This window comes from Myxococcales bacterium (assembly GCA_022563535.1).
In the GTDB taxonomy this organism is placed as follows: Bacteria; Myxococcota_A; UBA9160; order UBA9160; family UBA4427; genus DUBZ01.
Genome location: JADFNE010000021.1, coordinates 1 through 26239, shown reverse-complemented (window position 1 = coordinate 26239; position 26239 = coordinate 1). Strand labels below are relative to the sequence as shown.

At 61.0% G+C, this 26239-nt stretch carries 20 protein-coding genes; 14 read left to right on the top strand and 6 right to left on the bottom strand.

Going from position 1 to position 26239, the window contains the following annotated elements; genetic code table 11:
• Positions 1-46: 46 nt before the first annotated feature.
• Positions 47-856, top strand: a complete 810-nt coding sequence (kdsA, locus tag IH881_08800; GenBank protein ID MCH7867786.1) for a 3-deoxy-8-phosphooctulonate synthase — start codon at positions 47-49, stop codon at positions 854-856.
• 1 nt (position 857) lies between these two features.
• Positions 858-1697 (top strand): nucleotidyltransferase family protein, encoded by an 840-nt coding sequence (locus tag IH881_08795; GenBank protein MCH7867785.1) that lies wholly within the window; start codon positions 858-860, stop codon positions 1695-1697.
• Here the strand turns inward: IH881_08795 and IH881_08790 are convergent.
• Positions 1686-2648, bottom strand: a complete 963-nt coding sequence (locus IH881_08790) for a metallophosphoesterase (protein MCH7867784.1) — start codon at positions 2646-2648, stop codon at positions 1686-1688. The two genes, IH881_08795 and IH881_08790, sit on opposite strands and share 12 nt — an antisense overlap.
• A 376-nt stretch (positions 2649-3024) precedes the next feature.
• On the opposite strand from IH881_08790, the gene IH881_08785 reads away from it, so the two are divergent.
• From IH881_08785 to IH881_08765, 5 genes are all read left to right on the top strand, one after another.
• Positions 3025-4191 carry a hypothetical protein gene (locus IH881_08785; protein MCH7867783.1) on the top strand — a complete coding sequence of 389 codons (1167 nt, stop codon included), beginning with the start codon at positions 3025-3027 and terminating at the stop codon, positions 4189-4191.
• A gap of 53 nt (positions 4192-4244) precedes the next feature.
• On the top strand, positions 4245-5213 hold the full coding sequence (locus IH881_08780; GenBank protein ID MCH7867782.1) for a hypothetical protein: 969 nt from the start codon (positions 4245-4247) through the stop codon (positions 5211-5213).
• A gap of 31 nt (positions 5214-5244) precedes the next feature.
• Positions 5245-6210: a hypothetical protein gene (locus tag IH881_08775; GenBank protein MCH7867781.1), complete on the top strand. Its 966-nt coding sequence runs from the start codon at positions 5245-5247 to the stop codon at positions 6208-6210.
• 25 nt (positions 6211-6235) lie between these two features.
• Positions 6236-7759, top strand: coding sequence for a CPBP family intramembrane metalloprotease (locus tag IH881_08770; protein MCH7867780.1), 1524 nt, complete (start codon positions 6236-6238; stop codon positions 7757-7759).
• 66 nt (positions 7760-7825) lie between these two features.
• Positions 7826-8623: an SDR family oxidoreductase gene (locus IH881_08765; GenBank protein MCH7867779.1), complete on the top strand. Its 798-nt coding sequence runs from the start codon at positions 7826-7828 to the stop codon at positions 8621-8623.
• Positions 8624-8660: 37 nt separating this feature from the next.
• Here the strand turns inward: IH881_08765 and IH881_08760 are convergent, their stop codons facing one another.
• The gene (locus IH881_08760; protein ID MCH7867778.1) at positions 8661-10628 is read right to left on the bottom strand and encodes an FAD-dependent oxidoreductase; all 1968 of its coding nucleotides are present in this window, start codon (positions 10626-10628) and stop codon (positions 8661-8663) included.
• A 194-nt stretch (positions 10629-10822) separates the two neighbouring features.
• Between IH881_08760 and IH881_08755 the strand changes: the two genes are divergently transcribed.
• Positions 10823-12013: a lipid-transfer protein gene (locus IH881_08755; protein MCH7867777.1), complete on the top strand. Its 1191-nt coding sequence runs from the start codon at positions 10823-10825 to the stop codon at positions 12011-12013.
• Here the strand turns inward: IH881_08755 and IH881_08750 are convergent.
• Positions 12010-13419 carry an alpha/beta hydrolase gene (locus IH881_08750; GenBank protein MCH7867776.1) on the bottom strand — a complete coding sequence of 470 codons (1410 nt, stop codon included), beginning with the start codon at positions 13417-13419 and terminating at the stop codon, positions 12010-12012. The genes IH881_08755 and IH881_08750 overlap by 4 nt on opposite strands.
• A gap of 237 nt (positions 13420-13656) precedes the next feature.
• Between IH881_08750 and IH881_08745 the strand changes: the two genes are divergently transcribed.
• The 3 genes from IH881_08745 (at position 13657) to IH881_08735 (ending at position 17954) form a co-directional block, all read left to right on the top strand.
• The gene (locus IH881_08745) at positions 13657-14718 is read left to right on the top strand and encodes a tetratricopeptide repeat protein (protein MCH7867775.1); all 1062 of its coding nucleotides are present in this window, start codon (positions 13657-13659) and stop codon (positions 14716-14718) included.
• Complete coding sequence (locus IH881_08740; GenBank protein ID MCH7867774.1) at positions 14715-16490, top strand: ABC-ATPase domain-containing protein; 1776 nt, start codon at positions 14715-14717, stop codon at positions 16488-16490. Before IH881_08745 ends, IH881_08740 begins: the two co-directional genes overlap by 4 nt.
• Positions 16491-16616: 126 nt before the next feature.
• Positions 16617-17954 carry a Glu/Leu/Phe/Val dehydrogenase gene (locus tag IH881_08735; protein ID MCH7867773.1) on the top strand — a complete coding sequence of 446 codons (1338 nt, stop codon included), beginning with the start codon at positions 16617-16619 and terminating at the stop codon, positions 17952-17954.
• Here the strand turns inward: IH881_08735 and IH881_08730 are convergent.
• Positions 17951-20854: a 2-oxoglutarate dehydrogenase E1 component gene (locus IH881_08730; GenBank protein ID MCH7867772.1), complete on the bottom strand. Its 2904-nt coding sequence runs from the start codon at positions 20852-20854 to the stop codon at positions 17951-17953. The two genes, IH881_08735 and IH881_08730, sit on opposite strands and share 4 nt — an antisense overlap.
• A 245-nt stretch (positions 20855-21099) precedes the next feature.
• Between IH881_08730 and IH881_08725 the strand changes: the two genes are divergently transcribed.
• Positions 21100-21768 (top strand): DNA-3-methyladenine glycosylase, encoded by a 669-nt coding sequence (locus tag IH881_08725; protein ID MCH7867771.1) that lies wholly within the window; start codon positions 21100-21102, stop codon positions 21766-21768.
• Here IH881_08725 and IH881_08720 read toward each other — a convergent pair.
• On the bottom strand, positions 21746-23005 hold the full coding sequence (locus IH881_08720) for a hypothetical protein (GenBank protein MCH7867770.1): 1260 nt from the start codon (positions 23003-23005) through the stop codon (positions 21746-21748). The genes IH881_08725 and IH881_08720 overlap by 23 nt on opposite strands.
• 275 nt (positions 23006-23280) lie before the next feature.
• Here IH881_08720 and IH881_08715 point away from each other — a divergent pair, with 275 nt between their 5' ends.
• Both IH881_08715 and IH881_08710 read left to right on the top strand, forming a co-directional pair.
• Entirely contained in the window at positions 23281-24690 is a 1410-nt protein-coding gene (locus tag IH881_08715) for a sugar transferase (GenBank protein ID MCH7867769.1), read from the top strand.
• 158 nt (positions 24691-24848) lie between these two features.
• On the top strand, positions 24849-25709 hold the full coding sequence (locus IH881_08710) for a DUF4097 family beta strand repeat protein (protein MCH7867768.1): 861 nt from the start codon (positions 24849-24851) through the stop codon (positions 25707-25709).
• 159 nt (positions 25710-25868) lie between these two features.
• On the opposite strand, the gene IH881_08705 is transcribed toward IH881_08710, so the two are convergent.
• Positions 25869-26239: hypothetical protein (locus tag IH881_08705; protein MCH7867767.1), on the bottom strand; the 371-nt coding region annotated here is incomplete at its 5' end.

Here is a 26239-nt window from a genome sequence, read left to right as displayed (position 1 = left end):
GACCTACTCTCCGCGCGATTTATCTCGACCGGAGGGAGTTACAGACGTGCGGATCGCTTCAATCGAAATTGGCGGAGGAGCGCCGCTAGCCCTGATCGCGGGGCTCAATGTCCTGGAAGACGAGTCGAGCGCGCTGGCTTCGGCTCGTACGATCGCCGAAATTGCCTCGCGTCACGACTTGCCACTCATCTTCAAGGCTTCCTTCGACAAGGCCAATCGCTCCCAGGTCACTGCCTTCCGCGGTCCTGGGATCGAAGCGGGACTCGAAATGCTGGCCGCGGTCAAGCGCGAAACCAAGCTGCCTGTGCTGACCGACATCCACGAACCGAACCAGGCAGAGATCGTCGCGCAAGTCGTCGACTGTATTCAAGTACCCGCTTTTTTGTGTCGCCAGACGGACTTGCTGGCTGCATGTGCGGCCACGGGACTTCCCGTGAACGTCAAAAAGGGACAGTTCATCGCGCCATCGAACATGAACGTCCTGGTGGAGAAGCTCAAGCATTTCGGTTGCGAAAATGTTCTGCTCACCGATCGCGGTACTCAATTCGGTTACAACAACCTGGTCGCGGACATGACCGCCCTGATCGAGATGCGAGCGTTTGCGCCGGTTTGTTTCGATGCCACTCACTCCGTTCAAAAACCCGGATCACTGGGTGGCGCTTCGGGGGGAAGCCGCGAATTCGTGGCGCCGCTGGCCCGGGCCGCGGTCGCGGTCGGCATCGACGTGCTCTTCGTCGAAGCACATCCCGACCCGGAGAACGCCTTGTGTGATGGACCCAGTCAGATCACGTTTGCCGCGCTCGATCAAATGTTGGGCGAAGTTCGGGCGCTAGACCGCGTGAGGCGAGAAGCGTAGAGTGTCGAGCCCGTGCTTTGATGTTCTGGTACTCGCCGGACGCAGAGACGAAAACGACGAACTCGCTCGCGCAGCCGGCGCCACCCATCGTGCACTGCTCGACATCGCGGGCATACCCATGTTGGTTCGCGTGCTCGAAATCCTGGTCTCCCATGAGCGTATTGGCGCGATCCTGCTGTGCAGCGACTCCCTGGATCTGATGACGAGCGTGCCCCGGGTCGCCGAACTGGTTTCGCGATCCCAGCTGCGGCTGCTTCCCGCCGAATCGTCGCCGAGCCGCAGTGTGCTGGCGGGAATTGAGGCGATCGAGGCCGAAAATCCGGCGGGCCAGACCCGCAATCCCGTGCTCGTCACCACCGCCGACCACGCCCTGCTCGACCACGCGATGCTCGACCACTTCTTTGATGCCGCCTGCGCAGGGGGCGCCGACATGGTGGCGGGGCTGGTCTCAGAAACGCTGATCGTCCGGCGCTTTCCCGACGCAAAGCGAACCTACTTGCCCTTCCGCGGCGAGCGTTACAGCGGAGCCAATCTATTTGCCTTCATGACCCCCGCAGCACGCAAGATCTTGGACTTCTGGCTCCGCGCCGAGCAGCACCGAAAGCAGCCCTGGCGGATGGTCAGCACGTTTGGCTTCGTTTCACTGCTGTTGTTCATCTCGCGGCGACTCGACCTGGCGGCGGCCTTTCGCCGAGTTTCTGATGTCGTGGGGATTGTCGTTGCGGCGGTGGAGATGCCGACCGCCGAAGCCGCGGTCGATGTCGACAAGCTGAGCGATTGGGAGCTCGTCAAGAACATCTTTGCCGAGCGCGAGCGAAGCTCAACCCCTTCACAGCGGTAGCGTTCGCTCCTGCCCGATTTCGACGAACGTCCGCGACCCCGCATCCCATTCTCGAACGCGCAGCGACACCCGAAAGCGCGAGCCTTCGGGATCCGTCGCGCGCTCGAACTGATAGATGTGATACTGCGCAGTCTTGTCTGGATTGGTACCGCCGTACGACGCGGAGCGAACGCCGACGACCGGAATGGCGCCGTCCTTTCCAGCGAGTGTCTTGAACTCACTTCGATGATTGTGTCCGTGGATCACCAGCTCGGCGCCCGCGCGCTCGAGAACACGACGCAGCTCGGCCGAATCCCTCAGCCGACGTCGCTTCGAAACGTGCGCATCGACCACCGGGTGATGCACCAGGACGACGCGACAAAGATCGCGCGCACGCAGGGCTTCGAGGGTCGTTTCCAGCTGCTCGAGCTGCCTGGCTCCCACCTTTCCCGCCGCCACGAAGAGCTTTGTCGGCAGTGCCGTGCAGACGCCGACAAGCGCAAGATCGCCGCGAATACGCACACTTGGCAACCTGCCCGGAAATGAGAACATGTTCGAATGGTCATCGGTATCCGCTGAATTGGACACATTGTCGGACTCCGCGGGGTCTGACTCGAGGTAGCGCAACCAATGTGCCCACCCGCGTTCGAAGGGCATCTTCACATAGGCGTCGTGATTGCCCGGCACGACCGAAACCCAGTCGGGACTTCCAAGGGTGCGCAACATACGCCCTGCAGCTTCGAACTCGTGAGGAAGTGAAATGTTGATCAGGTCACCGGTCACCGCCACATGATCCGGAGACTCGCGTTTGAGATCGTCGAACATGGCCGTGGCAATCTCTCGTTTGTAGTTGCGACTGCGTCGGAGATTCCACGAGAGCCAGCCAAAGAAACGCTTGTTCGACAGCGCGGCGAGACTGGCCCGACTCGGATCGGTGGCGTGGAGATCGGAAAGATGTCCCAGAGTGATCAAAGGTTTGACTTCGATTCGATTCCGGTGAGAACGCGAGCTTCGCGAGCACATCTCAAAACCGAGTGCGCACCGAGTCCCATCGCGCTCCGCCCGAGGGCAAGTGGTTGTTGGGCAGGCTATCTCAGCATCAATCCCTGTGATAGCCTGAAACAGTTGCGGGCTGCAGCCGTCCCAACGAACTGCGATGCGAAGTTCATCTCGCCGCTGACCGAGGATGCGTGACGATGTCAGCAAGCGGCGACAACTCGGCAGGCGAACCTCGTGCGATCGAGCCGCAAAGGTGATTGGGCTGACTACCGCGCTCGGGGTTCTCAAAACCTCAAGACCGAGGGTATTTAGACCCAATTCAGACCGGAAATGGGTCCGAAATCTGGCCATGGGCGCGCTTCTCGCGCTGGCCACCGCGGCGCCCCTCGCGCTGGCCGACGGCCCTCCGCCGCGAGACCTCGCATCTCCTGCCGCGCGCAGGCTCAGCCACGGCAGCGCCTCTGAGTATTGGGATCTCACGATCGAACTCGAGCAAGGCTACATCGTCGTGGCGCGGTTTCTCATTACGAACCAGGGTCCGGGTAGCCGGAACGGTGTCGCGGTCGGCCACGTGATTTCGCCCGGCGGCGAAATTGCGAAGTTCCGCAACGGCAAGCTGGAGAAGAGCTGGACGCTTTCCGAAGACGGACGGCGTCTGGATATCAAGAAGTGCCATCTCGACATGCATTCCCCCCATTACACCCTGCAAGTGGACAAATCCAGCTCGAGGCTTGATCTCAGCTTTGCGCCCAACACCTTGTACCCCCTGCCGCAGCAGCTCCTGGGGAGGAAGTACCGAGTGGATCTGCTGGCGCTGGGCGCTGAGGTGCGCGGCTCCATCAAGCTCGCGGGCATGACGGAGCCGGCGCGTGTCAACGGCTGGGCGACCCTCACCCACACGATCTCGAAAGGCGCGGAAACCGACCTGGGTCTGCGGCGCATCGAACTGTTGTCACAGCGGGGCGACAATCCGTTTTATCTCGCTGACTTTCTGAGCCCCTCGGGGAAGCGGTCTCGCTGGCTCGGATACCTCGAACCGGGCTGTGAGGCGGCTAGAGCACCGGGGCAACTAACCCAGCGCGGACCAAACCACCCGACTTCTGTTCAGAAACTTTTCGAGTCTTCCGACCTACCGTGTCTGAGAAGATTGGTTGCGAGAACTGCGTTTGACCTGACTCTTGGAGATGCTATTCAACCGCCGCCCAGTCATGACGGGAAGGACCCGTATTGGATTCCACACGTCATTACCCTCAATGGGCTAGGGCCCGGCGGGACTGGGTCGAAAGGCGGTGGCGGTCGGATTCTTCTGAAGGAACGTCTCCTTCAGCATGACCCACTAAAGGACCTCCCGGGACCGATTCGCTTCCTCGCGGGGCTGAGTACCAAGCCTAAGCGAGTGTGGTCGGTGGCGAATTTTGAGGTTACGATTCCGCCGAGTTCGAACTCGAAACCAATCCAAATCCAGGGCCAGGGCGTCGCAACCGTCAGCTTCTTGAATCCAGTGACACGCCCATGAGTAAGGCAGTACCACCCACCCGTACGCCTCGAACCCCCTCGGAGTAAAAACTTTTGCGGATCGGATTACTGAACAACCTCTATGCGGGGAGGAACGACGCGCAGGTCGAACGCCTGCTCGGGTTTCTTCGACGCCATCCGGATGTTTTGCACGTCGAGACCAATTCTGCCGACGTCGTGCCGGAAGCACTGGCGGATCTCGCGCGTCAGGAAGTCGATCTGCTCGTCATCAACGGTGGCGACGGCACCGTGCAGTTCGCCCTCACCGAAATCCTCGGCAACAACGCCTTCGAGGGTCGAATTCCAATGATCGCTCCGCTGCGTGGAGGCCGGACCAACATGAGCGCCAGCGATCTCGGGGCGCTGAAGGATCCCGTCCGCGGATTCGCCGCGCTGATCGACGACATAGAAAACGGCAGGCTGAGCGAGCGGATTTCGCCCCGCCAGGTTCTCTGTGTACGCCACACGATCGATCGGCAGGCACAGTATGGAATGTTCTTCGGTCTGGGCGTCATCCACCGCGCGATCGGCCTGAACCACGAACTGTTTGAAAACGACCACGCTCCGGGGATCCAAGGCGCGGTGGGCGCGACCATGATCACCGCGAGCCTGCTCGGCAGACTCGCGGCGGGCGACAACAACGGCATTCTGCAGCCCGACAAGGTTCAGGTGCTGATCAACGGCCAGCTGCAAGACCGCGGCGAGTACTTCCTGTTGATCGCGAGCACCCTCGATCGATTGTTTTCGAGAATGAAGCCGTTCTGGGGAAGCGGTCCCGGCGGCGTCCAAATCACATCTGTCGCGAGTAATGCCCAACGCATTCCGCGCTCTTTGCTCGGAATCTTGCGCGGCAAGCCGCTGCCCTTCGTTACCGAAGAAAACGGCTACACCAGCCGCAACGCCAACCGGGTCGAACTGCGCCTCGACTGTGGCTTTACGGTAGACGGCGAACTATTCGATCCGGTACCCGGGCGGCAGATCGAAATCTCGGCGGACCACACGATCCAATTCGTTCGCGCGTGAATCGGGAACACCCCGTTTCTCATACCCGTTCATGATCGACCTGAACTCATCTCTGGCCGAACTCGTAGCCAAGGAACTATCCGAAGAAGCACCGCCGACCGCCCTCGCACTTGCAGACGCCATTCGCGAGCAGCGAAAAAACGTCGCGTGCATCCTCTTCTACGGTTCGTGTCTGCGCAAGAAGTCCGATGAGGGCGTCTTCGATTTCTACGTACTCGTCGATCGCTACAGCGACACCTACGACTCGAGTCTGCTGGCACTCAGTAACACCGCGTTGCCGCCGAACGTCTTCTACATCGAAACCCAGTACGAGTCGCAAACCCTGCGCGCAAAGTATGCGGTCCTCACCATGCAAGATTTTGCAAGCGCCGTGCGACCCGAATGTGTGCACCCGTACATCTGGGCGCGCTTCGCCCAGCCTGCGATGCTCGTCTATCAGCGCGACGAAGCGGCCCGGGATCACGCGATCCGCTGTGCGGCCCAGGCGGTGGTGACCCTGGCACAACGTCTGGTGGTCTTCTTGCCGTCAGACGGTCGGGTTCAAAGATTTTCGCTCGCCGCGTTCTGGCAGCAGGCGATCGCAAGAACCTATGGCGCCGAACGTCGGGCGGAATCGCGCGAGACCATTGCGACCATCTATGAAAGTGCCAGGGAACGCTACGACCGCGCGGCCGAGAGCGCATTTGGGATACTGGAAGAACTGGGGTGGATCGAACGCGCGACGGTGCGCGGCGGTGGATCTGCTTGCGAGATCGAGATGGCGCCCCTGCGCAGGACTGCGATGCGCTGGCGTTGGCACATCTCTCTTCCGGTGGCTCGCACCTTGGCCATCGGCCGCCTGCTCAAGACGGCCTTTACGTTTGGCGACTGGGTTCCGTACGCGATCTGGAAAATGGAACGACATACCGGCGAGGCCATCGAACTCACGAAACGACAGCGAGAACATCCTTTGATCTTCGGCTGGCCCGTGATCTGGAAGGTCTACTTGCGTCGTTGAGCAGCGGCAGGAGGCGCCGAGGGCGATGGAACGCGTTGGACAAGTAGGCCGGACGGGAGATGAAGAGCGGGGCGACCGTTCCCTGCCCAACCCGTTCTCGCCGCTCTTCACCGCGCTCTATGTAGCGGCCTGGACCCTGGTGATGTTTCAGGGTTGGGGATCGCGCATCGACAGCAGTCCCACGGCATGGCTCTCCGATCCGGCCAATACGGCACAGCGAGTCATTGTTCGCGACCTGGAACTCGCCGAAGCCAATGAGAGCCCAGGTCTGCTTCAGCCGGTTCGTCGCGCCCTGTTCGGATCCTTCGAAGAGGTGCTCGACGTCTCGGTCGCAATCCAGCGCGATGCGACTGAATCCATTGCGGCCCGAGTGGGGATCGAAGGCGACGGCGAAGATGAAGGCTTCGAAGATCTCTTACAGTCGAACGCCGGCCTGAGCGTCTTGCTCGCCGAGGCGGGCGAACTGCAAAAAGCCTTCGAACGCGCGGAACAGACTCTCGACCCCGAGATTGAATCTGCCATCCGAACGATCTACGGAGCGAGGGTCGGGGATAAACCCACGACGCCGAAGGTCAATCGTCGAGCCCTCGAAAGTCTGGCCGAGGCGGGGCTTTCGGATTGGCTGCTCGAACGACCCGCAGTCCGCCTGCTTGCGCGCGCGGGCAAGACCGAGCCTGCTGCGAATATTTCGCGCCGCATTGAACGACGCGGAGCACGTTGGCAGCGTCGGGTCGAGGCCTTGACCGCGGCCAATTATCTGCTGATCGCCGCCGGAGCCGTGCTGCTCGCCGCGATGGCGCGAGGCGCAGCGCAAAGAAAATTCCCCCCGCACAACTCATCCGCAAACAACGTCGTTCCCTGGTCGATGGCCCTGGGTTTTGCCGTGCTCGTTCGCGCCGACTTCTGGAACCGCTTCTACTTCGTCACCCTCAACCAACTGGCGATTCAGTTTTCTCAACCCGAATGGCTGGACCCCTTCTATACCTGGGGAACGCTGATTGCGTCGCTGCCTCTGCTTTGGCTCATCCATCGCTACCTGCTGGTGTCGTCGCCCGTCGGGTTCTTCAAAACGTTCGGCTTGAGTCCGACACAGCTGCGCGCTTCCGCGGTTTTTTCCATCGCCGCCGCCGCCTTGGCGATCGATCTGCTGGGCACGACGGCCCTCGCATGGGGAAGTTGGGGACTGGGGTTCGAAGGGCACTGGGCCGAAGGGCTCGATGAGACGTTGATCTGGGGATCAACCCGGGAGGTGATCGAAAGCTGTATCGACTACATGCTCTGGACTCCCATCTTCGAGGAACTCGTGTTCCGCGGCCTGCTCTTTTACACCCTGCGCAACCGCTTTGGAGCATGGGAAGCTGCGGCAATGAGTGCTGTGTTGTTCAGTGCGATTCACTTCTATTCCCTGCCGGGGTTTCTGATGACTTTTTGGAGCGGCTTCGTCTGGGCGATCGCGTTTGAACGCGCGCGCAGTCTGCTGCCCGGAATCCTGGCGCACTCGGTCTACAATTTGTTCTTCGTGTTGGGCATCTTGTTGGTCTATCGCTAACAGGTACGCGCTGAACCATTGGGACGCTGTGATATCGTCTGCTTCAACTTGCAACCAGGAGCCAGCATGGGTTCGGTACTCATAACCGGCGGAACATCCGGCATTGGCCTGGCAACTTGTCGGGCACTCGCGGCAGACGGCTACCGAGTTTTTGCGACCAGTCGAAACGAGCCGGCGGATTCTCTCGGCGAGCACATCGACTGGATCGCGATGGATGTCTGCAGCGATGAATCCGTCGACAAAGCGGTGACCCAGGTGCTCGCTGCCTGTGGTTCCCTCGACGCGCTGGTTTGCAACGCGGGCTTTGGAATCTTCGGCAGCATCGAAGAAGTCTCCATGGAAGCGTACCAGCGACAACTCGACACCAACCTGGGGGGGGTGCTCAGGGTATTGAAGCGAGTGCTTCCGCAAATGCGCGAAGCGCGCAGTGGACGCATCGCGCTGGTGGGATCGATCGGTGGCCGCGCTCCGATCCCGTTTCAAGCCCACTACTCCGCAAGCAAGGCCGCCGTCGAAGCCATCGCGGGTGCGCTCTACAACGAAGTGCGTCCCTTTGGAATTGGCGTGAGCTTGATCGAGCCGGGGGACATCAACACTCCATTCAATGCCGCCATGGAATGGAACGAAGGCAGCAACTCCCACTACGCCGAACGCATACGCAGCTGCGAGCAAGTCATTCTCGAATCGCTCCCGAAAGCTCCCGGCCCCGAAGTCGTCGCGAACGCTATCGTAAAAGCCCTGACCGCGAAGCGACCGCGCTTTCGCTACACGATCGGTCCAGACTCTCTGATGATGCCCCTTGGTAAGCGATTGCTGCCGGACTGGTTGGTGCTGCGCCTCATCCGCGATCACTTCAAGATCTAGCCGTCGAGGGGACCAACGCGCGGCGGCTCCTAGCCTGCTAGACGGCCGATCCCAGTTCCAGACCCTCGAGGACGGCTTCTTCGGCGGTCCTCGGGCAGACGCAGTCGCCTAGCGCCATGATGTTTCCCGAGTAGTCGCTGGCTTGGAGTTCCCGTTCGAGCGCATTGACCGAAACGTGCCCCAGGGAGTGCACGAGCGTGTCGACCTCCTCGCACATGAGAGGCTCGCCGCTCAAGGTGTGCTCGAAGTAGACCGTGTCTGAATCAACGCCGGCCAGGCGCACCAGGGGAATGACTTCGACCCCCAGTTTGTGCATCGTGCCCAGCCAGGGGTCGCGCACGTATTGCTGGATCGTCTCCCCCGGCATCATTCCGTTCACGCAGAGCCTCACGCGACAGCCATCGCGCGCGAGTAGCTCGGCGAGCCCGAGTCCGATCCAGTCGCAGCGCCAGTCGGCGACCACGACGGAGGTGCCTGGGCGCGCCTGTCCCGAGATGACCTCCCAGGCCCCCAGCACATGGGCGTCGTCTGCCTGCTCGATCTCGGGGGTTCGGGGCCTTGCACCGGTTGCCAGGATGACGGCGTCGGGGCTCTCTTTTCGAATCCTCTCCACGTCGACGCCAAGCTTGGTGATTACGCGAACTCCGGCTTGTTCGAGTTCGCGATTCAAATTTGTGATGAGTCCGCCGAAGTCGCCGCGTCCCGGCAGTTGTTGCGCCAATAGCGCCTGCCCGCCGAGCTGCTCGGTCGCTTCGTAGAGTGTCACGTCGTGACCGCGTTCCGCCGCAACCGCCGCGGCCTTCATGCCACCGGGCCCTCCACCTACGACCATGATGCGGCGTCTTTTCTTCGCTGGCTTTCGCTCACCGTAGATGAGCTCCCGCCCGGATTCGGGGTGTTGAATGCACGAGATCGGCGCACCGACGTGCATGTGCCCAATGCATGCCTGATTGCAGCCGATGCACTCGCGGATCTCGTCGGCACGATCTTCCAATGCCTTGTTCGCGAGTTGTTCGTCGCAGATCATCGCGCGGGTCATGCCGCAGATGTCTCCCTCGCCACGACTGATGATCTGCTCGGCCACCCCGGGTGTCGTAATGCGACCGGTAACCATGACGGGCTTGGAAACGACTGCCTTGAGGGCCTTGCCGTCCGGCGCCACGTAGGCGCTTTCGTACGAACCCATCGGCGGCGCAATGTGAATGGAGCCCATGATGCTCGCAGAGGAGCCCGCCGTTACGCTGTAGTAGTCGATCTCGCCGTCACCATCCAAGGCCGCGCACATCTCGAGGATCTCGTCGCGCTGCAGTCCGTCGGAATCCCACGAGCTTCCCGAGATACGCAAGCCGATGGCGCGGTCGCCGATGTTGGCGCGAATGGATTCGATGCACTCGCGCAGGAAGCGAAGGCGGTTGTCCAAACTCCCACCGTACTCGTCTGTTCGCTGATTGACTCGCGGATTCATGAACTGATCGGGCAGGTATCCGTGGCTGGCAACGATCTCCACGCCATCCAGACCGGCCCGAACGAGCCGGGCCGCGCTCTGGCCAAAGCCCTGGACGATTTCCTGAATCACATTTTTCGGGACAGCCCTGGGGGTGACGTGGAAGCGCTCGTTGGGAACATCCGACGACGAGTAGGCGACGGGAGCCGTGCCGCTCGGCGAAGACAGGATCTCGCGACCCGGATGGAATAGCTGACCGATTACGACGCAATCGTACTCGTGAACTGCTTCGGCAATTCTCCGGAAGCCTGGAATGCAGTCGTCGTGGGTCGCGAGCATCATCTCCGCGGTATAACGCGCAGACTCGTGCACTCCAGAGACTTCGAGAACGATCAGTCCAGCTCCGCCCTTCGCTCGCGCGCGGTGGTAGGCGACCATTGCATCGCCGGGAAGCGTGTGATCCGCCAGGCAGGTGTCGTGGCCTGAAGAGCCGATTCGATTCTTGAGCGTGAGGTTCCGGATGCGAAGCGGGGAAAATAGATTGGGAAAACGAAGTGCCATGGAAGTTCCTCGATGAGCAGAAGCACACGTATGCGCGGATCCTGCAGCCTGATTCTACCCGAGCCGGAACGAATTGGGCGAACCCAGCGAGGCTGTTGTTTTGCCTGCTCGCGTCTCCGACTCGGCGGGCGGCAGCGTGCTAAATTGACCCGCCAAACCTCGAAAGACTCAAGCGCGCAGATGGAGACACGACCATGGGACGCAAGACATTCATAATCGGCGTCGGGATGACCAAGTTTGAGAAGCCCGGATCAAAAGACTGGTGCTACCCCGACATGGCGCGCGAAGCGGGCAACAAGGCGATCGAAGACGCGGGCATCAAGTTCGAAGAAATCGAGCAGGCCGCTGTCGGTTACTGCTATGGCGACTCGACCGCGGGAGAGCGCGCGTTCTACGAACTCGGGCACTCTGGCATTCCCATCTACAACGTGAACAACAACTGCTCCACGGGCAGCACTGCCCTCCACATGGCCAAGCAGTTCGTCGAGGGCGGAATTGCGGATTGCGTGATGGCGCTGGGTTTCGAAAAGATGGAGAAGGGTTCCCTCGGCATCAAGTACACCGACCGCACGATGGCACTCGACAAACACTTTGCCGTAATGAACGAGCAGTGCGGCTTCGACGCCAAGGCACCCGCAGCCGCCCAGATGTTCGGCAACGCGGGCCGCGAGCATATGCAGCGCTACGGAACGAAGCCCGAACACTTCGCCAAGATCGGGTACAAGAACCACAAGCACTCGGTCAACAACCCCTACTCCCAGTTCCAGGACGAGTACACCCTGGAAGAAATCCTGGCTGCACCCAAAATCTACGATCCGTTGACCAAGTTGCAGTGCTGCCCCACCAGCGATGGTTCAGCCGCGGCAATCGTGGCGAGTGAAGATTTCGTCAACTCACATGGTCTGCGCGGCCAGGCGGTCGAGATTCTCGCCATGAACATGACCACGGACTTCGCGAGTTCCTTCGAAGGAAGCATGATCAAAATGGTCGGCAGTGACATGACGAAGGCTGGCGCCGCCAAACTCTACGAAGCGTCGGGTTTCGGGCCGGAAGACGTGGACGTGATCGAACTTCACGACTGCTTTTCCGCCAATGAACTCATCACCTATGAAGCCCTGGGGCTGTGCCCCGAAGGCAAGGCGGGTGAGTTCATCGACTCGGGCGCACAGACCTATGGTGGCCAGGTGGTGGTGAACCCGTCGGGCGGGTTGATCTCGAAGGGGCATCCGCTTGGGGCGACTGGGTTGGCTCAGTGTTCGGAGCTTACTTGGCAATTGCGGGGCACGGCAGACAAGCGACAGGTTGCCGATGCGAAGATTGCGTTGCAGCACAACCTCGGGTTGGGTGGGGCGGCGGTGTTGGCGCTTTATCGGATGGCGAGTTAGAGAGACGGTTGGATCAGGGTTCTGGATAGAAGTTGTTTGACGTTGTCGTCGAAGAAGAAGGTCAGGTGGGAGCCTTGGTACCAGGTGGTGGGGTGGTTCCAGTGGCGGGCCAGATCGCGGACTTGTTTGGGGGAGACGAGTCGATCGCCTACGGCGCCGAAGATGGCGCGACCTTCGGCAGGGACCTTTGGAGTCAGTCTGATCGGCGACACCACCTGTGTGATGAGGTCGAGTTTCTCTCGGGTCAGACCGACATCGAGAAATTGGCGAATGACCTGGTCGGGTAGATGTCGCCAGTACGTTGCGGACAGATCCGTCATCGGAATGCCGGCAATTGCAAAGTCCAGGCTGGGCTCCAGGCCACTCAAGAGCGACGCGTTGAATCCCCCGAGCGAAAGTCCGTAGACTCCAACGCTCGGCGCGTCTTGTGCGCGCACCCAGGTAATCAACCGGCGGATGTCCCAAATGCCCTGACTTGTCGCGTGGATGCTGTCGAGCACGTCGCCACTCAAGTAGCCGTCCCCACTGAAGCGACCGGCTTTTCGGGGGCCGTGAAGCGGCAGGGTGGGGAGCAACATGTTGAAACCGAACTTTTGGTGGAAGATACGAGGATCGAAGGCAGTGAAGTCCGCGACCGGTCTGCCCATCTGGTAGCCGTGAATGCATACAATCCAGGGACGCGGCGCCCCGGGGTGGCGCAGAACGTGGGCATGGGCGGTGCGATTGGACACGTATCCTTGCCAGCGATCGCGGCCGGGTTCGTCGGCCATGGGTTCGTACTCGCTGTCGAAACTCAGGGACTCAAAATCGATCCGGCCCGCCAAGGTGCGGACACTCGCCTGCTTAATGCTCGGGACATCCAGCGGCAGGGGTATGCGGTGATAGTCTTCCGGCTTTTCGAGCCAACCCTGGGCTTCGAACAATTCGATCGCTGCTGAAACTTCGCGCTCGATTCGCACCCCGTCTTCGAGACTCGGCACCGGAACCATTAGCGTTATGGCACCCAGCAGGGCTTCGTCGAGAGCCACCTGCGCAGAGAAAACCGGGCTCAGTTCGGCCGCAGGTACATCTTCGAGGGGTTCGAAGCTGTTGGCCGCGCCGTTTCCAGCGTCGATAAAGGTCCAGGCAGATAGTGCGATCAACATCACGCCCAGGCCCAGGCCGTAAAAGACCAGGGCCGGGATCCCAAACACGACCCCGATTGCGCCACCGAGTGCCGCGAGGGTGGTTGAGTTCTTTCCTCCCACAGCCGTCATGCCCATGTATGCAGCCGAGAAGCAGAGGAAAGCCGGGGGCAGCGAATACACGAGCGACAGGAATCCGCCCGCCTCCCCGGAAAGAATCCACCCCAATCCCGTTGCGAGTGGGAGCCAGAAACTTCGAGAAAACTTGATCGCTTCGAGCATCGATCGACCTCCGTTCCATTCACATGCCATGGGTCACGTGTCGCCGGCGGGCGCCGCGGGTCCAGCAAGGGAAGCACCGCGGGCGGGCGACCGCCACTCCATTACGTAGATCCCCACTACTGCAATCGCGATTGGGGTATCTTCGAGCGGGGGAGGGAAACCGTGAAGCTTTTCTGGCAACGAGTTGTGCCCAACGGGTCCGAGAATACAGCGAACCAACACACACAAAGTCGCTCCATGGGCCGGCTAGCGCAGAGCTGGATGCTCGTGGGCTGCCTCGTCGGCCTGGGCTTCTCAGCGCTTGCATGCAGCGAAGAACCTGCATCCGACGGCGAAAGCCCGCTCACATCGCGGGTCGACAGCGCCCCGCCAATCGGCGAGTTGGGTGGCACACACAATCCGACGAGAGCGGCCGCACGCAACCGCAAGGCGCGCGAGGCCTTCGATCGCTGGGCCCCCTTGCTGTCGTCTGGCGCGACCGAAGGGGCGCGGGCCCTGTGCGAAGCCTGGCTGGGCGAGTCCGACGACGGTCACCACGGAGAAGCACATAAATGTCTGGCGAACGTCGAGATCGCCACCGCGCGCTCACAGCCCAGTGGCGACAAAGGTAACGGTGCACCCGGGAACCGATCACGCATCTCTCGCGCGCGCACGAACGCCGCCGTCGAACACTACGGCGCGGCAATTGCGGCGGTACCCCTCGACTCGGACGCCCATATCGGACGCGTCGACGTGCTGATTCTGGCGGGTCGCCACCGCGAGGCGAACATCGCCCTCGACAGTTCTCTCGAGTTTTTCTCTTCGCGCATGCATCTCGACAAATGGTTTCGACTCCTGGGGCGCTTTCAGCGGTCCGGCGATATCGATGAGGGGCTTACCTTCTTGAAGGTCATCGAAAAGCACCATCCCCTGGACCATCGGGTGATATCGAATCTCGGAGCCTTCTACGCAATGACCGGAAACGGCGAAAAGGCACTCGAGTATTCGGAACGCGCGGTCGCGATCAACCCCGACGACCCGATCAACAAGTGGAACCTGGCGCGAATCTACGACAAGCAGGGCCGACTCGAGGAAGCCGACCGTCATTACCTGGAAGCGCTCGCCGTCTTCGGCGACGAAGACCCCAAGGCGCGTTGTGACTACGCCAAATTCATCGGCACTCGTCTCGGCGATGTCGCAAGAGCCTGCAACTTCGCCGAAACGAATTGCGAAAAACAATTCGATGAACATTGTAAGGACATAAGCGGCATCGGCGGTGCAGGCGGTGCGGCCGACGAACCAGATCCGCGCACGGGATGAATCGGACTCGAGCGACCCTCGAAAGCGAATGTCACCGCCTCGAGGGTCGCGGTTACCCCGCGTTGAAAGATTTGCGCGGAGCCTACGCCTTTGATGGCTTCACCTTGTATATCGACCACGTGCAAGGCGATCCGTTTGCTGCACCTTCGAAACTCCGCGTGCGGGTTCCGATGGAGGTCGCCGGATTTCCAGCCGAGTTGATCGAAGGTCCCGTCCGGCGCCTGGCCCTCGCCGACTTCGTCGCGCGATCAATTCACAGTGCAATTGGAAAATCTGCAGCGGAAGAAGGAACCCGGTCAGAAGGCAGCGGCAAGAGCGGACTGATCCGGATCGACGCAGGCGGCCAGGAAGTGCTCGAGCGAACCGCCGTGCGGATCAGTCGCGACGGCGACTGGATCGAGGCTCGGCTCGAAGTCGGGCTGCCCGCGGCGGGACGGCGAATCCTCGGCAAGCGAGCAGGCGAACTCCTATGCGATGCGGTGCCGCGCGCATCACTTATGGGGCTTCGCTTCGACTCCCTCGACGCTGATCGCGTCACGGCGTTTGTTCACTGCATTGAAAACCAGGAAGCGATTCGCGAAGCACTCGCGGGGCGGGGATTGATCGCGTTTGTCGGCAACGGCGCAATCCTTCCGAGAGAGTCCGGGGCGAATGATCGGCCGCTACAAGGAGCCGACGTGGTTCCCTTCGAATCGCCGCCGGAATTTGAAGTCTGCATCGATGTCCCCAATCAAGTCAACAGCCGTATCTCGAGCGCGGGTTCTCATCAGTGGGTCGGCATGGGGATCCCGAAGGGAGTCAACTTGATCGTGGGCGGCGGCTACCACGGCAAGTCGACTTTGCTGCAGGCGCTCGAACGCTGTGTCTACCCTCACATCCCGGGCGACGGACGCGAGACTGTCGTGGCGGACCGCGGCCTGGTCAAGATTCGCGCCGAAGACGGCCGTCGCATCGAACGGGTAGACATCCACGCTTTCATCGACCAACTCCCCGGCGATCGGAGTACCCGGGCTTTCTGCAGCGACGACGCCAGCGGAAGCACGAGTCAGGCGGCCAGTATCGTCGAAGCCATCGAAGCAGGGTGCAGCGGCCTGTTGCTCGACGAAGATACTTGCGCGACCAACTTCATGGTCCGGGACGCGCGCATGCAGGAGCTGGTTCACAAGCGCTACGAACCCATCACACCCTATGTTGATCGCGTTCGCGACCTGCACGACGTACTCGGCATTTCGACCGTGCTCGTCATGGGCGGAAGCGGCGACTACTTCGAAGCCGCGGATCGCGTGATCATGCTGCGAGATTACAAAGTGCACGACGCAACCGCGGCGGCAAAGCAGATCGCACAAGCGAACCCGGGCAAGCGACAGCGAGAAGGTCGGGGCGCCATCGAATCCCCCCCACCGCGAATTCCCATTTCGCAAAGCTTCGATGCATCGCGCGGAAAAAAGGGAGTCAAGATCGAGGCCCGGGAACCCAACGTCATCCGCTATGGCCGATGCGATCTCGATCTGCGGGGCGTTTCGCAACTCGTGGACACCAGCCAGGCCCGAGCTGCCGGGCTCTCGATCCATTGGGCGAGCAAGCACGCGATGAAAAATGGCGCGACCCTCACAGTGATTCTCGACGAACTCGACGCACTGCTCGACCGCGAAGGCCTGGAGGCCCTCGACCCGTACGGGAGCGGAGAACACCATCCGGGAAACCTTGCCCGCCCTCGTCGTCACGAAATCGCGGCAGCAATCAACCGACTGCGCAGCCTGCGAATGGAGTAGGCGGGATGATTCGCAGCCAACGCACACCTGTAACAAACTACGGATTCCAAGTTCAGATGCCCGCTAGAACAGCCGACCCACTCATCGGGCAATTCACAATGATGCAAACCTGGGAGATCCGCGCACATGTCAGGACTGCTCAAGTTGCGTCCCGAGGAATTTGCCGAGCAACTGCTCGCAGGTGCGCATTCTCGTGTGATGATACTCGGAGGCAGTGGCGACGAAGGCCCTCGCGCGTCGACGCCCGAGTTTGATGCCCTCGCCGAGTTCTTCGCCGGCGATCGACGAGACTATCAAGATCACGAAGCGGTGTTTCTAGGCGTCGGGCCCGAAAGCCATGCGTTATTTGGTGTCTTCATCCACAAGACATACCGGGGTCAGGCCCAGGGCGGTGTCCGCCACTGGCCGTACGACACCCTCGAACACTTCCTGCGCGACGGCCTGCGTCTCGCAGTGGGGATGGGTCGCAAGTGCGCGTTGGCCGACCTCTGGTGGGCGGGGGGCAAGGCGATCATCGCGGCGCCAGGTGATGCCGCTGGAAACCAACCGCGCGATCCCGCCCTGCGCGAGTGCATATTTCGCGAGTTCGGCGAATTCATCACTTCACTCCGGGGGGTGTACGTCACCGCCGAAGATGCCGGCACCACATCCCACGACATGGAGGTGATCTTTCGCTACACGCGATTCGCGACCTGCATACCCGAACGCCTCGGCGGCTCGGGCAATCCCTCCGCGATGACCGCAAAGGGCGTGATCCGCGCCATGGAGGCGGCTCTCGACTTCCGCGGCCTGGGCGGACTCGAAGGGAAACAAATCGCCATGCAGGGGGCTGGCAATGTCGGCACTCACATGATCGAGAATCTGTTCGAGTTGGGCGCAGCCCGGGTTGTGGTTTCGGAACTCAATGAAGAACGCTGCACCCAGTTGGCATCTCGCTTCCCTTCACACTTTCTCGACGTCCGGCAGGTCGGCTGCGACGGCTACAGTGACAACAGCATTCTCGCCGAGGCATCGGACATCCTCTGCCCGAACGCGCTGGGTGGTGTGCTGGATACGAAAACGATCGAGGTGATCAACGCCCCGATCGTCTGCGGCGCGGCAAACAACTGTCTGGTCGAAGAACACCGCGACGGCCGCCACCTCTACGAACGCGGAATCACCTACGTGCCCGACTATGTGGCCAATCGGATGGGCATCGTGGCCTGCAGCAACGAGCAAGCCGGCAACCTGATCGAAGATCCGTTCATATTGCGTCACCTCGAGGGCAAGGGGGGTTGGGAGAACTCGATCTACAACGTGACCCAACGAATCTTGCAACGCGCGGCGGAGGCAGGCACTTCGAGCGTCAAGGCCGCCGAAGAACTCGCGGAAGAACGAACCGGTGAGCCGCATCCGGTCTGGGGGCGGCGCACTCGAGACATCATTTTGTCTCTATGGGAAGGCGGCTGGGCCCGTAAGCGCTAGTCGAGCCCATCGAAGGCCGCCTGAACCAACGCAGCCTGTTGCAGGCCATGGAGCCGAGTCGATCCCACGGCTGTACTCGCCGACGGCACACGCCCCGCATACGCGAGTTTGGCGGACGGAGAGAGCAGGTCTTGAATTCGCTCGCGCACAAATGTCCAGGCACCCATGTTTGCGGGTTCTTCTTGAACCCAGACTACGCGCTCGGTGCGCGGATACTGTGCGATCAAGTCGTTCAGCCGGATGCTGGGCCATGGGTAGAGTTGTTCGAGCCGCAGGATCGCAACACTGCCGGGTCCATTGGCTGAGCGCTTCTCTCGCTCTGCGACTAGGTCGTAGTAGACCTTGCCGCTGCACAGAAGCACCCGGCGCACAGCCTGCGCGTCGTGTACCGCTCGTTCATCGTCGATCACGTGTTGGAAGCGGCCGTTGCTGAAGTCGTCAATGCTGGAAGTCGCGGCGGGGAGCCGCAGCAGGCTCTTGGGCGTCAAGATGACCAATGGCGCGCGATAGGTCCTTCGCATTTGCCGTCGCAACACGTGGAAGTACTGGGCGGGGTTCGTACAGTTGACGACCTGAATCGCATCCTCGGCGCAGGTCTGCAGGTAGCGCTCGATCCGCGCACTCGAGTGTTCGGGTCCCTGGCCTTCGTAGCCGTGGGGCAAGAGCATGACGAGTCCGCTCATGCGTCCCCATTTCACGTGGGCCGAGCAGATGAACTGATCGATGATCACCTGGGCGCCGTTTGCGAAGTCGCCGAACTGGGCTTCCCACAAGGTGAGGGTTCCGGGGTCGGCCAGGCTGTAGCCGTACTCGAAGCCCAGTACCGCTGCCTCCGAGAGCAGGCTGTCATAGATATCGATGCGCCCCTGCCGCTCTGCAATATGATCGAGCGGGGTGTACTCCTCGCCGCTGTCCTGGTCGACCAGCACAGCATGTCGATGACTGAAGGTGCCTCGCGATGTGTCTTGCCCCGAGAGCCGCACCCGGTCTCCTTCGAGCAAGAGGCTCCCGAAGGCGAGTGCTTCGCCCATCCCCCAATCGATGGGCGCGCGATCGGCGACGGATTGGCGCCGACTGTCCAACAGGTTTCGCAGCTTGGCGTGGGGCCTGAAGTAGTCGGGTACGCTGCCGACACCTTCGGCGATTCTGGCCAGGGTCTCGATCGGAACTGCCGTTTCGACATTGTCGTCGGGAGCCACGCGTGCGAAACCGACCCACGGACCTTGGGGATCGTTCGGCTCGGCGGGATCGACCGAGCCGACGTTTGCGTTCAGGAGCGCGGCATCCAGGTCTGCTCTCACGGCGATCCCGATCTGTTCCGCTTCTGAGGCAGCAAGTTCTTCGCGCTCGGCGAGTGCCTCTCCAAACAGTTGGCGCACCGAGCGGCGACTGCGAATCTTTGCGTAGAGTTGTGGTTGGGTGAAGGCCGGTTCGTCGCCCTCGTTGTGTCCGTGGCGGCGATAGCCAATGACGTCGATCACGACGTCGTCCCCGAAACGGGCTCGGTACTGCATGGCCAATTCGGCGCAGCGGAGAACCGCCTCTGGATCGTCTCCGTTCACGTGGAAGATCGGGATCTGAATCATCTTCGCAACGTCTGTACAGTAGAGCGTAGAGCGCGCCTCGGCGGGGGTCGTGGTAAAGCCGATCTGGTTGTTGATGATGATGTGAAGGGTTCCGCCGGTTGAATAGCCCTTGAGCTGCGCGAGGTTCAAGGTCTCCGCGACAATTCCCTGGCCCGCAAACGCGGCATCGCCGTGCAGAATGATGGGCACGATCTTTTTGCCCTCCAAGTCTCCCATGCGGACCTGCTTGGCCTTGGTGCGTCCCTCGACGACCGGATTCACCGCTTCGAGGTGCGAGGGATTGGAGGTCAGGGTGAGGTGAATGCGTTCGCCCGTTTCGACTCGGCGATCTTTCGAATAGCCCTTGTGGTACTTCACGTCCCCCGAACCGAAGGGCAGATCGAGCAGCGGACTGTCCTGAAACTCAGAGAAGAGGAGATCGAGGGGCTTCTGCAAGACGTTCGCGAGCACGTTCAGGCGCCCGCGGTGACTCATGCCCAGAACGAACTCGACGATCCCGTAGCGGGGAGCTTGCTCGATGATGTAATCGAGCAAGGGGATCACGACCTCGCCGCCTTCCAACGAGAAACGTTTCTGTCCCAGAAATTTTTTGTGGAGAAAATGTTCGAAGATCTCCGCTCTGCACAACTTCTCGTAAATTCGCCGCAGCTGGTCGGGCTCGCAGCGGAAGCGGTTCTCGTCGCGCTCCATTTGTTGCTGAAGCCAGAGCTTGCGACCCGGGTCCTGAACGTGGGTGTACTCGACGCCGATGCTGTTGCAGTAGGTGGACTTCAAGCGTTGCAGAATGTCGCGCAACGTCTGAACCGAACCCCCGGGCAGATCCCCGGTGCTGAACGGATAGTCGAGATCATGATTGCCAAGCCCGTAATGAGCTGGATCGAGTTCGGGGAAGTACTTGGTCTGGCTGCTCAGCGGATCACTGTTGGCGATGCGATGACCGCGAGCGCGATACGAGTGAATCAACCGCAGCACCCGGGCATTCTTGTCCGCCGCGAGCAAATGGGATTCGAGGTGGTCGCTTCGCCGGTTTGGGCGGACGGGCCAGTTTGGATTGGGCTGGGGTTGAGATTCTTGTTGGGGCTGCGGTGCGGACAGGCCCGGGGGCGATGTCGCGACCGCGTGATGTGTCGCCGAACCGTTGACCTTGGTCACCCGAGTGGTCGCCGGTCTCGATCCGTTGTCCAAATGCCCGTCGTCGAATTCTTCGGACCAGCTTTCATCAACCGCGCCCGGGTCGACCTGGAATGTCTCGTGAATTTCTTCCACCACGCCGGCGTTGATTCCGAAACACGCGAAGGGCGATTGCGGAGCCATGGGTTCTTCGAAACTCTCGGAGCTGCCGCCCTCGCCGGTCCGCGTGGGTTGTTTCGCCTTGCCTGAGCCCGTGTCTTTATTGGGGATCTGGGTGGGGTCTTCGTTGCTATCTTGAGTCATGTCGCCAATCGAATCTGCCATCGTATTGCGGCCAGCTACTCCCGAATTTCTGCTCGCCCCGGGGTCGACTCGGCCGGGGGGCATCCTCCTACATATCGGCGAAGACGTACGCAACCTCAAGTTTCATGAAGGATTTATCAGTCCGTTGTACGCTGGAACCGGTGAAATTCGGTTCGTACATCGGGCGAGACTTCTTCGAGCGCTCGTGTCTCGAGGTCGCGGCCGCAATGGTCGGGTTGATTCTCGTAAGACGCACAACGGACGGCCGGCTTCTCGCCGGACAAATCGTCGAGGTCGAGGCCTACCTGGGCAGGGGTCAGGACCCCGCCTCACATGCCCATCGCGGCGAAACAGCCCGAAACCGGAACATGTTCGGCCCCCCAGGCCATCTCTACGTCTATCGCTCCTACGGAATCCACGCCTGTGCGAATTTGGTCTGCGAACCAAAAGGAACGGCGGCCGCTGTCCTGCTTCGCGCGATCCAGCCGTTGGTGGGCATCGAGCAGATGCGACGAAATCGATCGCTGAAGGCAGACTCTTCCCTCAGGCTGATCGCTGCCGGCCCCGGTCGCCTCACGCAGGCATTCGAGATCCTGCCGGAGCACGATGGGCAATCGATCGCCCGAGGCCAACCCATCGCGCTGCGCCACCCGCCAAAACAACTCGAAGTACTGACTCTCGCCACTTGCCCCCGAATCGGCATCTCCAAAGCCATAAACCGGCCCTACCGCTTCTGTGCAGACGCCAGTCAATACCTGAGCAAGCCGATCCCTACTCGTCGATCAGGTGGATGACACCTTCCTCTTCGCCGAGAACCGGAGCAAAATCTGCCGGGGCGTCGTAATCGACTCCTTCTACTTCCCAACCATAGAGTCGCATGAACTCCTGCTTGAACAGTTCCAGACCCCGCGCCGTAAGCGCCGGAACTTCGCCCTCCTTGCCCGACTCCCAGAGATCGCGAAGTTTTCCTTGAAGCTCTGGATCGAGTTCGTTGTCGTCGAGACGCAGCCGACCCTCGGCGTCCAACTTCTCACGCCAGGGCTCTCCGTCCCCGTAGAGTGCTCGCGCAAAGTTGAGCCCTACTTCCAGGGGATCGTCATAGGTGCCTGTGCCGCTGTCGACCACACCGAGGTAGTCGACGATGTACTTGAGCATGGCCGGAATTGAGACCGAAGCTCCTGTCACGACCGCGGGGTTCATGCTGGTAAACGCAACACCGCCGAGACGTGCCGCGATCCGATCATTGAGGCAGCGGGTCGTCGAGTCGATGTGTTGCTTGGCCGCACCCAGTGCACCGTCCCAGTAGATGCGGCGCAAGGGTTCGAAGTCGGGACCGATATAGCTCAGCGCAGCAACCTTGAAACCCGGATTGGCGAGGTCTGCGTAGAGCAGGGCATTGGTCCATAGGTTCAGGTCGTCGCCGCCCATCACGCGCCGGGTGTGTTCAATTTCGATTTCACTGGCGGGTTCGAGTTGCATCGCCTTGTGCTCGCCACTTTTGTAGTCGAGGCCCAGCACGTCGTACGGCTCGCCGATGACCTTGAGCGCCGATCCCCAGGTCTCCCCCAGGTGACTGCGGCGCGGCGCTGCAACGCTGTACAGGAGCAGGTCGATTCGTTCGCCTCGCGCCCGCAGATCGTCGATCACCCGGTCTCGGGTCTGGTCGCTGAAGCCGTCGGCGAAGTAGGTTCGCTGCTCGGGATAAGCGCCGTGCAACGCCGAGGTGAGGTACCAGCCCGCCGAAGCGATCGCGACCTTGTCCTTGCGGAAGGCGGGTGGGGTTTCGAAACCCAGGCCGATGATCTTCGCAAAGCCCGCCTGTTTGAGAGCGATGGCCGTTGAACTTCCATAACCGAAAGTGGTGCTACCCAGGATCAGCGCCGTCTTGCCTTCGGCCGCTGCCAATGGCTTGGGGAATGCAGCCCGGGCGCGCGCTATCTGACGACCGGCGAGAACCCGGCAACCCTCGGGATGGGCGGTCAAGACCATGAGTCCCCGGGCGCGGGGAGTATTGAGTGTCAGAACCGTCATAAGCTCTCCCAGCGGAAACAGAGCGTTTGCCCGAAGGACCTTCAGGAAGTCCACTGAGTTGAGCTCAGGGGGCGAGAAGACTAACCGATTCCACGCTAAGGGGAAATTTGAGGACTCAACGGAGCACGTCCAGTCGCGTGGTGACCGCGAAATTTTCGGTTCAAATCCGCACGGATCGAAGATGTTTGCAGGGAGAAAACTCACGAGAACGTGTGTGTCGGTCGATGAAGCAGCGGTAGAAGTCCCGCAAAACTGACCTCCGAGCGAACCCAAACTTGCTGAGAGACGATTCCTCACATTTCGATCCGCTTTACCAACTCGCAGACCTGTTTGTCTGCGCTGGGGTTCTCCTCGCGACAATTTTGCTTCCGGGGATGCTCGATAAAGAATTGATGGACGGCAGTGCGAGCTTTCGGCTGATCGCCTTTGGATTCGGCTGCACACTCATCTGGCCGGTAGCCTTTCAACTCCTCGATCTCTACGCAAATCAGCGCAGCTCCGGGCTCCGGGATATTCAGCACCGGGTCCTCACCCTGAGTGCGGGCGTCGGCATTGCTCAGTTGGCGATGGTCGTCATTTTTGCGCCACCTATCTCTTTAGTATTTCCCATCGTCTGCACTGCGCTTCAGCTCGCCGCGCTGTGCATTGTTCGCGCGATCGTATTCCGCATCTCGCGCTGGATTCGAGAATCGAATCGCTACGATCGCAACGTGGTCATCGTAGGAACGGGTCCCCGGGCCGCCTACGTCCAGAGCGTGATCGAGCAGAATCCGGATTGGGGTCTGCACATCATCGGCTTCGTGGACAACGACACACCGCCCGACGGTTCATGCGTTGCGCCGAATCTGATTTTCAAGATCACCGACATGAAGGGCCTGATTGCCGATCAGGTGATCGATGAGGTGATCATCGCCTGCCCGAGGTCCATGCTCGCCAGCATCATCGAAGTGGTGGATTCGTGCGCGGCCGCGGGGGTACCCATCACCCTGCTATCAGACCTCTTCGGCGACTACCTGCCTCCGCCCCGGGCGGCGCAGTTCGGCAGTCTTACGGCCCTGAGCTTTGCACCGGTGCACCACAATGTGATCAAACTAGCGATCAAACGGGGAATCGACGTTGTCGGCGCGGCGCTGGGCTTGTTGATCTCGGGACCGGCAATCGCCATCGCGGCAGCGTTGATCAAATTGACGGGCCCGGGCCCCGTATTCTTTCGTCAGGTCCGCTGCGGGCTCAACGGTCGACACTTCGTAATGTACAAATTGCGGACGATGAGTGTCGACGCCGAAGCGAATCGCCATGCACTCAGCGAGTTGAACGAAATGGACGGACCGGTGTTCAAGATTTCCCGGGATCCGCGCATCACCAAGATCGGGCGCATTCTGAGGCGATACTCTCTCGACGAAGCGCCACAGTTTTTCAACGTATTGATCGGAGACATGAGCCTGGTCGGGCCTCGACCCCCTGTCCCGGTCGAGGTCGCGGAGTACGAGACCTTCGAGCGACGACGCCTTTCGATGCGTCCGGGCATCACCTGCCTGTGGCAGGTCTCGGGGCGAAACGCGATCGGATTTGATGGCTGGGTGCGACTCGACCTCGAGTACATCGATACTTGGTCGCTGACCAACGACCTGAGCATCATGCTCCGTACCTTGCCCGCCATCGCGTCCGGTAACGGCGCGAGCTAGCGCCAGCAGTCGGCCTCCAGTTTTTTCCCGGCGCTCTTCTGGTCACTTTCATCCATCACCGGCTCTAAGACCCCTAAGCGGTGAGAATTGCGCTCCCATGCGGTCGGCCCCAACCCGGAATCAACCGATTGAGAATCGGAATGACCGGGAAACAAATTATGAGTATTGGAAAACCGCAATCGAGAATCGCCGCACTGATCGCCTGCGCACTGTTGGGGACGCTTGGCCCGGGCTGTCGACAGGACTTCGAAGAGCATCTGCCCACGGTTTACGGCGGACATCTCGAAATCGATCTCGAAGCGGGGGACATCACCGTTCGCACCCACCGACTCGACGCCGTGCGTCTTGACGCTCATGCGTGGGGCATCAACGCCAGGGCGGTCCGGTTCGAGCTCGATTCTCAATCCGAACGCATCATTTTGCGCGGCGCCCAACGCGGCTGGCGCTCGGGTTTGCTCCAGACCCCGAGCATCGAAGTAATCGCCTGGGTTCCCGAGCACTACTCCCTCGACCTCCACACGGGGCGCGGCGACGTGCGCGTTGCCAACACCCGGGGAAACTTGACGATTGAAACTGACCGCGGCCAGATCCTCGCCAACCACATCGAGGGCTCGACGCGACTGATCGGACACCGCGGCGAAATCACCATCGACGACGTCTCCGGAACAATCCGCGTTCGAAACTCCCAAGGTGCAATTCGGGTGCGACGCGCCGCAGCTCGGGTCAACGCCATCTCCGATTCTGGAAACATCTCGGTCGCCTTCTCGGGCGCACCCACAGGCCATCTGGCGGCACCACGCGGCGCGGTATCGGTCGCGGTACCGGAAAGCGAGGCCGCGATGTTCGAGGCATTCGCGCATTCGAGCTATGTGGAGGTTCGGGAACGGGGAGCAGCGAAGAGCAACCAAAGCCTGGTATCGAGCGAGCCGAGCCTACTGGTGGAAGGACGGCGGGCGGGGATACGACTTGGAAGTGCAGATCAATTGTTGACGGTGCTGGATGCTGGGGTTGGGCGGTAGGCGGGGGGTGCGGGACTTTGCGGTTGCGAGGCTTTGGGGATAGGCCTCGGGGGCATCCTTCTTCCTGGCTTGGTTGCCCGTTGGGCGGTTAGGGAAAAGGGCGGTTTGGTAGGCGGGACGGGTTGGGCGTCGGCGAGAGCGCTGGGTGGGGGAGAGTTTTTAGCCAGGTATTGCCGAGAGGTTGATTAGGCCGCGTCTGCGCCAGCCTTTGCTGAGGAGCCAGCCCACCGCCTTGGCGACTCCTACATCTTCCTGGGTGGATGCCTTCACGCGCAAGCTCTCAGAGCTTGCGCGCCAACCGTCAAACTGGCTGCCCGAAGAGGCTTCGTCAATCTTCACCGGCGGCGGATGGCCGTTCCGCTGTTTGAAGTGCTTTCGAATATTGAGAAGCACGTAACGAAGCGCGTTGCGCACCTGTTGGGGCGACGTGAGAAGCTGAACGTGATAGCGGCCTGCAATCACCTTACCTGTGCGCTTGAAGACACGATTCACCGCCAATGCAAACCGAGCAGCAATCGACTTCATGCCCC